Origin of the sequence: Fibrobacter sp. UWR4, assembly GCF_003149045.1 — a bacterium.
Classification (GTDB): Bacteria; Fibrobacterota; Fibrobacteria; order Fibrobacterales; family Fibrobacteraceae; genus Fibrobacter.
On record NZ_QGDU01000055.1, the window covers coordinates 1 to 13,322 of the forward strand.

4 protein-coding genes are annotated in these 13,322 nt (G+C 44.5%); all 4 read right to left on the reverse strand.

Features of this window, described 5'->3' with window-relative positions; translation table 11 throughout:
• The coding region (locus BGX12_RS14475) for a SpvB/TcaC N-terminal domain-containing protein (protein ID WP_304529327.1) at nucleotides 1-1,152 on the reverse strand (1,152 nt) is incomplete at its 3' end.
• 18 nt (nucleotides 1,153-1,170) lie between these two features.
• A complete protein-coding gene (locus BGX12_RS14480; RefSeq protein WP_109736748.1) occupies nucleotides 1,171-2,529 on the reverse strand; it encodes a hypothetical protein in 1,359 nt (452 codons plus the stop codon).
• Nucleotides 2,492-12,469, reverse strand: a complete 9,978-nt coding sequence (locus tag BGX12_RS14485) for a neuraminidase-like domain-containing protein (RefSeq protein WP_233246415.1) — start codon at nucleotides 12,467-12,469, stop codon at nucleotides 2,492-2,494. Before BGX12_RS14485 ends, BGX12_RS14480 begins: the two co-directional genes overlap by 38 nt.
• Nucleotides 12,470-12,818: 349 nt before the next feature.
• Nucleotides 12,819-13,208 carry a hypothetical protein gene (locus BGX12_RS14490; RefSeq protein WP_233246416.1) on the reverse strand — a complete coding sequence of 130 codons (390 nt, stop codon included), beginning with the start codon at nucleotides 13,206-13,208 and terminating at the stop codon, nucleotides 12,819-12,821.
• Between the last annotated feature and the right edge of the window lie 114 nt (nucleotides 13,209-13,322).

The window sequence follows — 13,322 nt, forward strand, 5'->3', positions numbered from 1 at the left end:
CTTAAAGTACCATTTGCCGCCGCAGTCCATGAGCAGGCCGGCGATGCCCTCGCCGTAGAGGTCAACCCATTCGGCGGACGTGAAGCCGCCGGGGATGTCGCTTACCGAGCCGCGGTCGAACTCGCTCCATTCCCTGCCGAGCGCGAACGGGAAATAGCTGAACGTCATGGGTGGCAGGCTTTCCGAAGCGGGAGCCCCGTCGGCCAGTACACGATGCCCGCTCTCGACGACCTTCTCCAGAAGCGAGACCCCGCCGCATCCGGCTATGTACCGGAAAGAAAGCGACCGGACCTTGTTCCCATCGGAAAAGAGCGAGGCAGAACCGAAGCCGTGATACATCGAGACGGATTCGCACCGGAGCGAGCAGCGCACGTCGAAACCGGGCTTGCGGTTCACATAGACGTCGTCACGTTCTGCATACGCAAACAGGAGGCCTAGATGGAAATCGTCTGGCGACGTGCTTGTAGTTCGGGAAACCCTGTTCCCGTAGAGGACCTGCAGCAGATGGCGGTTCGCGCCGTCCCCGCAGTAGCGGTAGCGCACGACGTTGCCCAGCGCATCCTCGCTGCGACTGATCAGGTAGGCAAACACATGCCCGGGATATTGCGGGTCTTCGATGCGCGATTCCGCGGAGTCGCCATATGTGGACTGGCTCCCGTCGGAACCGAATACGCAGAAGCTTGTTTCACCGCTTGATTCCTTCCTGAATTCGATGCGGGAGAACTGCGATTCGGATTGCAGGCGGTAATGGCGTACCGTTGTCGTTCCGCGTTTTTCCTCGGCGACGCAGACAAGGTCGGCCCCGGAAAGCGTAAACACGTCCGAATCCTCGGAATCCATGTACAGCGGGAGCCTGCGTGAAGTGGAACGCTCTATGCGCGGGCTGCCCAGATTCCAGCCAAGGCCGAACGCCCCGTTTCCATTCCCGGAATCGTACGACAGCGACACGGGCGGGGTCGCGCCTTCGCGGTCGGGTGTGAACGGCAACGGTATGGAAAGCTTAGCGCTGCCGGTATGGGCGTCGCAGTTGAACTCGCCCTTGGTCCCGCGCAGCGCACCGCCGCCACGGCCCGTGCTCAGCACGGGACCGCTCAGGAACCAAGACTTGTCCTGACTATCCTTCGACTCGCTGCCTTTCTGCTGTTCCGCCATACGCTATATAACGCCTTATTAAATCGTAGAATTTGCCACCGACTTGATTATGCTTACGCCTTCGTGCCGTCCTTCGGATTCCACGAAAATATTCTGTAATCTTGCCAAATTGTTTTTTATGCGGAAATCAGTCCTTACCTTATTTATACTATATAGATAAGAATCAGAACGGCTCGTTTCGACATCAAGCATATTGTCAATCCCGTTTTCACGTAATCGGAGAGCGTTATCTAGCTGGTCTTTTCCCATAGGCGCTATAACAAACGGAACACCGAAATAAATACACTCCTTGATTGTCGCCAAGCCTCCGTGTATAAATGCACAATGCACTTTTCCAGAAGACAATATAAAACGCTGAGGAACCCAACCTTTTACAGTCACGTTTTTATTTTTTATTTCACTCCAATCTCTTGTACGCAACAATTTCTCACCAACAGAAAGGAGCAGATGGCAATTTTTCATTTGCGGAGCGTCCATCATCCTGATTAGTTCATCGAACATGTGCTCCGCTTTCTTGCCATAATCAAGAATTTGCGAACCCGCCGTCGCAAAAATGATTTTTTGGTTATTTTGTTCTCTTTCGTCAAAAAAATCATCCCAGTATTGTTTTACAGCATCAGCCGGATCATCCTCATTTTGATTTTCATCATTTGTCTGATTATCTTGGCCAAGATTATTATCGTTGGTCTCATCATCCAAAAGAGGCGTCATGCACGGTTCTACATAGTGAACTAAATCACCATGTACATAATGTTGATAGTCAAATTCTTTAGGGCATGGAATCAGTTCGTTGAATGTCGTCAACGGAGCTACAAATTCGTCCATCAACTCTTCACGTCTCGGCTGATTTGTACTGTAAATATCTTCGTTAATGAATAGTTTGATGATACTCTGTTTCACTGAATCTGGATACGCCATCAAATTTTGTACAGCACGCATGGCAGGATCATTCTCGGGATGTCGCAGATACGTGGTCGAGATGACGACCTTTACTCCATACTTGTAATGAATAATCAGACTTTCCAAGGATGTAAAATATCCAGAAACAAGAACATCAGGTTTATTGTTTCCTGTAAAAATATCGTCTAGTTCGCCATTTATGATGCGCAATACGTGTTCCGGTTTCCAACGTCCCTGGGGAGTCGTGTGGCTAAAGTCCGTATATCCCAAAGGGTATAGCTTATTGAAGATTTCATGGTATTGAATATCTTTATTAAACCATCCGACAAGCGATTTGCAATCTGGAATGCCCATATAAGAAACTTCGTAAGAGCCTTCGGGTTCTTCCTGAAGTAATTCTTTAGCCCAGACAAAAGTCGGAAGCCAGTGACCTTGTTCTTTATAGACATCTGGCCAAAAAAGAATTTTCTTTCCCATTATTAGGCTCCTCATCGACGCTCTTTGCAAGCGCATATTTATGTACAAATATCAAGTCTTCAATATTTGCAGGTGTAGAACCATCGGCTACTTTGATTGCAATAGAATATCCATCAGTTACGCGAATGGTATCCGAAGAATCAGCCCACAGCTCCATTTGTTTCTCTTCCTGACTAAATCCCGGCGATTTGATTCCACTAATGGTGCTAGACTGAGTATTCAACTTCAACTCGGCTTCCATACCTTCTTTGAACCGACAATAAACTGACAATCCCTTAAGAAAGCCTTCATCTCTTGCAATGGCAGGGAAATGCTCCTTTATGAAGTTTATCGAAACCTCTTCTCCGTTGCGCAATCGCTCCAACGCTCCGGAATCAATCGCACTAAGGCGAATTGCAGATTTTTTCACATTCCAAGCTTTAGCAATTAAGTTTTTGCAACCAGAAGGTTCCGCACCATTTCTTGCCGTATAGCTTACATGCAAGATGACGTCGGAAATAGATTCATAGTCAAACTGATGGAAATTTGTGGGCAATTCAAGTCTCCAAGAAGAATCAACTCCGGCCCCCTCAAATGGGAGATATCGTTCGTCACGGAAATCAAAATTGAACACACCTGCATAAGCTTCCGCTTGGCTAATTGCAATTGTCTTAATTCCTATACGGTTGGACAAATAGCTAGTCGGATCTACTTCGCTATATGTATTTATTGGCTTTATACGTATTCTATTGCTCAGCAGGCTCAACTTGGCATTGACACCCTGTCCCGAAGACGCATTGCAGTGTATTTCCAGTTGAACCCCACGAATACGGCGATATGTCTGTCCCGGAAAATCCAAGTCGAAAAGGATCTCAGGCAAAACGAAATCACACTTACCCTCTGTTTGAAGTTTTATCAAAGCTTCTGCATCGATAAGAGAAAGCGGCACAGCCCGGTTGATTTCCAGTTCGCGTTTGTTCCTTTCTTGATATGCCGATTCCATAGTCCTCAAGTCGAACAACAGACGGTCACCAGCGAGAAGCCCCTTACGAAGACCATCCCAGTAATTATTCTTGATGAAATCTGTCTTGTCGGAATCCTTAAGGCCCAATTCGAATCGATAGCATACTTCGGCTCGTTTGGCAAGTTTAACAGCCAACTTGAAGAAAGAGGAATGTAACTGGCCAAGTTGCGTCACCATCCATGAATAGAGTTCCTGGTTGGTAAAACGGTTCGTCATGAACTCATAGACCTCATCCATTTGCTCAATCTGGCGTTCCATATTCGAAATTTCCTTTTCGGTCATCTCGATTCTAATCTTCAAAGCGATGATTTGCTTGTTGATATTCTCGAGTTCCTTTGCAGCAAGTCTTTCTTGAAGTTTCCACTCTTCATAGCGACGTTCATATCCGGCCAAAGTCTGAATCTTGTTCGCCTGATGACGAATGATGTTGGCAGCAATTTGCATCGATGACGAAATACTACCCATCGCCGATGCCAATTTCGATCCACCAGCAACTTTCGTCACAACTTGTGGGCCACCAAAGGCGTTTACAAGCCCACCGACATACATATCAGGAACAGCAGAAGAAGCCGAAGCTGCCATGTTCAAAGCCGATGCGGCAGTATCGGTTATTACAGCTGCATCCTGCAAATCGAGAGCCTTTTGCTCCTTATCCGATATTTTCTTGATGTTTTTGTAAAATTCATATCGAATGACAGTCGATTCCCTGTTTTTCTCAAGAGATTCCAGCTGGGTTTCAAAATCCTTTATCTGGAAGTCCTTGAGTTCCCTAGATAAAGTAAGAATTTCCTGCTCATGACGAGACCGCATCAACGAAAGTGTCTCGGAATCATTTTTCTCAAGTGCCGACAAGAACGCACTCGACAGAGACTGCAATTCATGCGTCACATCAAGCGCCTTCTGTAACATCACCTGGAATCTATACAGCGGAAGCGGGGCCGAACTTTCGGACAAAGCATCCGAAATGGACACTCCAGCAGCCTTAGCCTTCACCAGCAAAGCCGGGTCTATGGGCGGTTCGTAAAGGGCAAGGGTTCTCTTTACACCGTCAATGTTCAAGCTGTTGCGTATCTTATAGAGCCTGTCTGCGACCGTATCCCAGTAACCAAGAAGCTTGTCGTTCCTCGGAACACTGAAATAGAATACAGACGAGAACACATTCGTCAAAGTATTGCTCTTGACGCTAGGCTTGCCTTGCGTAACAGTTTGTTCTTCGTTTCTAATTGCGACAAGAACATCCTCGATATCCTTGTAAACATTCGCAATAGCACCTTCCTTTTCCGTAAGGAACGTTTTCACATCAATGGCGTCAAGTATGTGGCAATCCGAAGCCTCAATATTTCGAGGGCCAAGAACTTCCGCCGCTAGGATGTACAACTGGATTGCCTCGTTGACACTTTCCATCGTATCCTGCGTAAACAGTTCGTCCGCCCATGCAATCAAGTTGTCCAGATACTTCATGACGACATATTTTTGATAAGCAGCCATGCGGTAACGTGCAATCAAGTGCGGATTGAAGGGATCCCGTTTCCACTTGTCAACAAGACTCTGGAGAGAAATCACATTCGGGAGTAAATCGTATTCAGTAGGCTTACTGATTGTTTCCAAAATGGAATCATCGGCATTTCTGTTTGCAAAGAACGGCAGGAATCTCCAGAATCTGGAGCCCTTGGGTAATTTTCTTGACCAGCGTTTTGTAATTTCGTAATCGCTCAAATCCAGCCGCGGGTCGAAAACCATCCTATACCACTTTAAAGCCTCTTCGTAATTCTGTTCCTGGAACATCTTGTCGGCAAGGAGCATAGGAACATGGAAGAAAAGTTCCCAGTTGTAAATGGCATTGGATGTTCCGAACGAAAAATCAATCATCGGAACCGGATACGGACGCGCAACCATCTTTGCCGAAGGCTTGTAATTGAGCGAGAACAGGGACTGCCCCAAATCCCAGGCTTCCCAGTCTCCGGCAATGTAGTATCCCAGATAAACGCTAAAGTAATAATTGTAATAAGAATAGGAATAATAATAGCTGTCCGAAACAGGCAACGCCTGGGTTTCTCTATTGAATAGCAGTTCATCGCCGCCATCACGATACCGCTTATAAAATTCAGGAACTAGCGGATGCGATATCAGGTCAAACTGGTACTTTGTCGAATTCACCCCAGGAACCTTGTGCACTAGGAAGGAATGTTGACCGTCCATGTAAAAGAACGGTAAATCCTCTCCCGAATAGAACGCAAAATTGATGGGCAACACGCGGAAAAGTCCCGGCGTATTCTGCAAAACCGGTTTATTTGCAGTGAGTCCAAATCCATCGTATCCGAAAAGATGCTTATCCTTTTCGACCCAGCAATTCCTTTCCAAATAACAATTACTTGGAGGGAATTCATTTACATTTCTAGATTCTTTCTTCGGAGCTGTAAACGCGACATCCCTTCCATCGACCCATATTTGAATGAATCCCGTTTCTTGGATAGACTGTTCATCTTTGTCTCGTTTTACGACAACTTTATTTTTCTTCAAAGTCGTGCCTTCCGTAACCTCGACTTCTTCAGGATTATCGTACGATATATCTTTAAAGGACGAACGGAAAACATTGACTTGCACGTATTCTGACGAACCGGATTCTACCTGGAAATGATATCGATCGTCTATTTTTTCGCCATCTTCCAAATAGACATCCCTTTCTCGTTCATACTTATCAAAAAGCACATTTTTTGTAGTCTTGATAGAACTCCACTTGTTGCCATTATGGTAAGCCCAATTCATGCGAATCTCAACTTGGTTGGTTACCTGCATTGCCCCTTCAGATTCAGCACCATCCTCTTTTTTACTAACCATAAGCGAAGGCCAAATGACATAAAGCTTCTGATTCATTAGAACAGGAAGAGCAACTTCGGCCTTGATATCCAAATCCAAGTTTTCCCACGGTTCCCATTCGCCTGAATACAGGGCCTTGGCCTTATATTTACGGATAAAGAAACGATGCGGTTCACCCCTGGTCCGGCCCACAATATGAAGCGTATAGAGAATTCCGTCTCCACCGCCATCTTCCTTGCAGGCTCCTAGAATTTCAACACCGGAGGTCTCATATATTTTTTCAAGATAATTACCTAAAGCCGTATGCATTGCCTTAGGATCGTTCCCTACCTGGCGAATTTCATCTTCCAGTTCCTTGAAGAACGGACTCTTGTCATCTCTTAAATCGGATTCAATCCAGTTTTCCGCATAAAGGAATATCTTGCGATTCGCTTCCCATACACGGTAGTTTTGCATCCATTCCCAATTTCTACGCTGTTCTTCGCTCAAGACAAAGGAACCTTCGAGACCGAGTTCCACACGGCTTACAAACTGCTGAATGGAATTCAAAGCCTGCCTAGTCCTTGAAACACTCATGTCCGGTTCCATTTCGACATCTATCAAATAGTATGAATAAATGTCGTTAGCGTCGAAGAATTTCTTAGGATAGTAGAATTTTCCAAGTTCTTGATTCTGTGAGCGGAAGCAGATGTAACTTACAAATGCATCCCGTCTTGACTTACGCAGGGTATCGCTTACCGGGGTAATAAAAGTCTGCCAATCACTCGGAGTACGCATATTACGCAGCGCGTTGTTCAAGTTCTCAACAGCATCACTGTAATCAGCAATAGCCTCTTCTCCAACCAAATCATCTGCAATTAAGGTCTGCAGAGTCGCCATATCAATGGGGGCCTTCTTGTAAACCTTCCAATAGCGGCAAAGTTGCATCCAGGCTTCTGGATCTGACAAGCTGGGGGTTGTCGCATCTGCATAGACGTCGATTCCCAAAATTTCCTTCAGTTGTCTTTCGTTTACATTCCATTTCTTTAAAAGGAAATCTTTTGACAGTTTATCATAAATCCAAGAGGAACCGAAGCATTTGGAGACATTAAAACAGAGAATCAGTTTGCGCAGAGAATCTGACAACGGATTTGATTCCGCAAACAAATTTTCGTCAGCGGGATAATTTTTCCAGTCCCACCCGTCCTCGTCGGCATCAAAAGAATTCAATGGGATGGATTGATATATATTTCCTAGCCCTATGTTGCTATAATCCGTCATCTTTGTATAGCCGTTGATTAACGCCGATTTAGACAGCAAGGCATACGCCATGACACCCGTCTCGGAATCGTTGTCAATCACCGCAAGACCGAACCAGTCAAATAAAGCCGCTCCAGAAGATGTTTGTTTGACGCTCTCAAGACGATTGTTTAAAAGATCTTCGCAAACAGAACAGCTAATACCAAATTCAGCCGTCAACTTTTCAAGGATTTCATTCCTAGCCGCTTCGGCAAAGGCTAAGAACTTGACAAGTTCTTTCGCCCATACGTTGTCGTTTAGGCTTGCTGCCGTGAACAGGGCATCGACTTCACCACTATAATCGCTACCCAGCAAACTAAGCAACCAAGTCTTTATAGCATCCAAATCGTCAGTCACAAGACTTTCTTTTTCGCAAAGTTCCAGTATATCGTTCGGAAGAAGCATGTTCTGCGAATTAGCAAAGGCGTTTATTTCTTGTTCAAGCCATTCGTAGAAAGCCGACCTTGATTCCGGAGTCGCCTCTATATCGGGGAAATCGCGCTCGATTTCTACCTGCTTATCGGACTTGGCTGATTCCCACAATTTTTGCAGGGACTCCTTTAGAGCATCAACAAACGATTCCGCTTTCTTTGCTATAACAGGGGAAAGCGGCATCGCCAAGTAAATAAGGCTGTCTTCATCCAAGGGAGAATTCAGGATATCTGTGATATTCTGGAAACAGTCTGTTAGATTTGCAAGATTCCAGTCTTTTGCAAGATCTGCGCCCAGCAGGAACCTTAACATTTCATATTTCTGCACAGAAATTCCAAGGCGTTTTGCAAACGTAGATATCCGATACAGCACCTTTAGATTTTCTTTTAAATCATCGTCGCTTAAACCATCCGAGAAGGATTCATTTTCCAATCGCAAAGCATACAACAGGTCAGTCTGGTTTACACCTAGAGAAACAGAAGCCCTTTCAAGTAGTTTGCAACGGAACTCTTCTTTTTTCTTCTCTTCGCTTACATCGTTCTGGCCATCGTCCGGCTCTGTAGAAATTCCATTGTTGTCTTCCTTATCCTCGCTTTCGGCAGGCGCAGGAAATACGCAGTCGAAATGATCGTCAGACATGTCGTACACCCATGCCAATATTTCACGAATAGAGGCGGAAGTAAGCGTCTTTAAATAGGCAACACGATCTATAGCTTCCAAATCCAAATCGAAAACAAGCGAAACATCTTCGTTGTTCCATCCAAGCAAGCGTTTTAGACGGACAAAGCGGGAAATCTTTCGGGCAAACGGTTTAGAAATATTTTCTATGCGGAACGCACCTATATCACCCAACTGATATGTATTGTTTATCGGCTCTATCGTAACGTTATCATTTTCAAATATCGAAAATAGCCGAATTTCCTGGAAGTCCTTCACAGTCAAGCCTGAACGACTCAAGAAAATAGATGCGTTAGAAAGAATCTCATCCCAAGCCCCTGTAACTACAGTAGCCTTGTCAGGACAAAGAACAGAGTTTCCTTCATTATCCAAGCCCCATAATTCATGAACAGGAATTAATGAGTTTTCATCAGTCTCATCGCCGTCTTTGGGCAACCGCAAAGTTTCTATCAGAGATGGAGACAACCTCAATGTCGTATAACGATATTCATCACCAGGAATTTTCTGAGACTGAATTAAGTCACTTACGGAAAGAGAAACGTTTTTTAACAATGCAACCATTTTTTCCGCATGGAAATTTCTCGGCAAATCCATCGGATAGACATGGGACACCAACTCTGCGTAAGCCTCATCCACTTTTCCCACAAATTCCGGTTCAGCGCGTAAATCGGAATCACTTTTTTTAGCATCCGTATTATATTTTAGTTGTCTTAAAGATTTTCTCGCCGTCAAGAACTCAAGTAATTCGACAACAATATCAATTGTCGGCAACGAAGTTTCAGCGTTCTCCTTGGTCAGCAAAAGATTCCATATATCCGGGCGCCGAATCTTTAAAAGATTGTATCCGTCTCCCTTCAGGAAATCCAGCAAGTCCATCAGATAGGCCGAAGGACTCAAAACTGACTGTCCCTTTAACGCAGCGTTTTTGTTTAATATTCCGAATAGATTTTTCCAATTTGCAACAACAGGTTGCTCAACTCTTGCCGGAGCCACATTGCTCTGTACATTCCGACTTGATTCCGCAAACAGATTCTGCGAAACACCTCTTGACGCAGACGGCAACGAATCACCTTGTTCTGTAAGTGAACCATAGTATTTAGCCATCTGTAAGGACACTTCGGAAGTGTACTGAGCTGCCAAACAATATATCTGCTTGGCGTTTTTCATTGTTTCAAGGCCATCGTGGTGCTTGGCAATAAACAATTCTTCAGATTCTTGGGCAATCTGATATGCCGAAGTAAAGCCATTTCTGAGCAAATAGACTATTGAATCGTAATCCTTGGTCAGCCTATACAGCCTTTGCAGCGTTTTTATATCGTCATTTGTAACACCAGACCCAGCACCTATAACCAATGAGCGTTTTTCAAGGAACTCATCCAAAGATATCTTGTCCAGCGAAAAATCCTTCCAATTTGTAGTTCGCAACAATTCTGCTATTTTTTTACATTTAGAAAGAACTGGATCACAATCCTCAGGATTTTCAGGCTCATCATACCTTGCAAATTTCGAAAGAAGGGCGTCTTGCGGAAGCCACGATGTAATCAACTTTTGCAGTTTTATCTTGTATAGGGACTTTTGTTCCTCTGCAGTCGTTCCGGGGAAGGTCACCGGTAACGCTAACTTCTGTTCCTTACTTCTCTGCTTGTAGCTTGACGAAATATCTTCAACCAATTGTTCCCATTGTTCTTCATCAAAATCGAGCAATACCTTTAACGAAGGTTCCACGGACGAATCTTGATTTACTATACTGACAATGGTATAATACGTCTGCTCAATGCCGTCAGAAAAATTTTCATAGAAATTTTTCAAGTCAAACACAAGTTTTAATCGAAGATACTCTTGTTCATTCACTGATGAACTCGAAGCAGAAGGATTTTCGTTTTCTAGAAAAGATTCAACATCAGCTTCAGAATCATAGAATCGCCTCAACAAATTCTCGACTCTATTGTCTAAGGGAGATTGTGCATTTTCGGGACTTGCCGGTGAACTTCCATCTGCTATTACACCAGGCAATGTTTGGGTGTCACTCCACAACGAGAGAAGGTCGCAAGCGTCCAGATCAACCTTTTCCTTCTCCGAAAGTATTGACCGACCGAGTAAATTTTCCCAAAAGGAAACAAAAGATTCAATGTTTGTTTCAGAACCTTCGTTTTCATCGGACGTAATTAAAGATTGCGAGACAGCTTCTAAAAGACAATCTTGAACTTGTTGCCGATTCGCAGACTGAAGCTTGGCAATGCTATCGAAGCCCTTTCGGCACAAGGCAAATAAACAAGATGCATAGAAAAACAATTTATTCGATTCCAACAAATCAGAGCAATAGCGTTGTATTCGATAAGCAAGTTCGTACGCCCTGAAATATGAAATTGCATCTTCCTGATTCAGACGCTCTCTAAACCCCGGAAGAACATTCTTGAACGAGGAATCTATGAAATGTTGTATTTTGTCTTCTTTTAAGGCAATCGGTTGACCATTTTTATTTAGAATACTCGTCTCATTTTCTACTACTGTAAGATAAACCTTTAGGGCTTTTTCCAACTCGTCAAATTTTGAATACAGTGTTGTTGATAAGGAATCAATAGTGAAATTTATTTCTTGACGACGCGAGGCATCAAGAACCAAGTTCGAATAATTCCATTTGGGGCAAGAGTCCACTGGAACTGACGAATTTTCATCTTCCTTTAAATAGAATTTTGCAAAAAGGGAAATTTTGTCTTTGGGGTCGTCAGGGCTCGGAATTTGGATATTATGCGGCAAACAAGATGGAGAATATACTATCTCGTAACAGCCATTCTCGTCCGTTATTGCAGCTGTCGAGTTTAAAGCATGATATATAAAAGCGTGTACATTTTTCGTATTCACAAAATCTAAACAGACAGCCTTAACATAAACATCCTTCAACGGACGGCCAGAATGATTTACCACGCGTCCATAGACTACGTAGTTGTCTTCCGTTGTTGGAATTGTCTGCGGAATAACAATAGATACACTCTCATCCATTGTTGGCGGATAATCCACATAGAATGTATGCAATAAACTTCCCGTCAGATTATATATGCAAAGAGCTAAATTAGGCGCAGTTCTATCTAAATCACCCCTTTGAAAAGAATCTTTTGTATATGATATTTCAAAAGTCCCATCATTTTTGATGACAGCACTACTCAAATAATGGTTTGAATCACCATAATAATCAAAAGCCTTAACTATCCCGGTCGTTAAAAGTTGACCATTATCGTATGCAACAGTCCCCGCAATTTTCCAAATTTCTTGTGGGGGATTCTCCCCGCCCGGATTATCGCCACCTGGGTTATCCCCACCCGGATTCTGCGTTCCGGACTGTCCAGAACCGCCCTCTTGTTCTTGGTCAATTATAAAAGAGAAAACCTGTTGGCTTTCGAACGCCATGAGGTCCCCTGATTCCCATATGATATTCCCCTGATAGTCAAATACCTGTATTTTGACATCCGGGTGCTGGATAGTCGGATCACCATTCTGGAAATTGGCACTTGAATAGGTGATTTGATACGAACCGTCTTCATTGAACCCAGACTCGCCCAAATAGCGCCACGTTCCATTACAAACATGAAACGCCTTTATAATTCCGGTGGTGAAGGGATTTCCGTTAAGGTAGGTAATTCTACCGGAAATAAACCATGTGTAAGGAACTGGGTATGTCATATTTTTCTCACCTTTTAGAAACAATAATGTAATATACAATAAGGAATGGAACAAAGTAAAAAAGATATTGTTGGCAAAATTAATTTTACATTAAATTCATAAACAACGCCGTTTTAAGCAATTTCTTTTCAAAAAAACATCTTTACGAACAACATTGGTAAAATAATACTTTACTTTTTCAAATTAGTCGCACTTTTCCGAATACCAGCACAAGCCCAGGCGTTGCGGGTGCGGCGTCTGAGCACCCGCTAGAAGGGGTGGAGAGCTACGAAGTGCGAGCCAGGGGGATACCTCCCCCTCCCATACACAAAAAAGACCGCAGCATTTTATTGCTACGATCTTTAATGTTCTGGATCCTTCGACTTCACGCCTTACGGCGTTACGCTCAGGATGACACGCCTAATTAAATCTCTTCAATGGAGGAATGGTATTCCTGGAGAGATTTAACTTCGCCCTTGCCAGCCTTGGCAGCGGCGATGCCCTTGACGGTGTCGAGAGCGGCGGCCAGGGTGGTGATGTAAGGAGTCTTGTACTTGATGGCAGCCTTACGGATGGCGCTTTCATCGGCAACAGCGTCGCGGCGAGCCCACGGGGTGTTGATGATGAGGTTCATCTGCTTGTTCAGGATAACATCCAGAACGTTCGGGCGGCCTTCGGCGATCTTGTTCACCACTTCGCACTTGACGCCAGCCTTTTCGTAGAACTTGGCGGTGCCTTCGGTTGCGTAGATCTTGAAGCCCAGTTCCTGGAAAACACCGTAAGCCGAGTGTAGCGGCCACGCTTGCGTGGACATTGCCGAGGCGAAGGTGTTTCTGGAAACGTTGACCCACTTCGATAGCCTGGTCGCAGAGGTTGGTCTTGTCAGACAAACTAATCAGCACGGCACCGGAAGACGGCAGGATGGAGC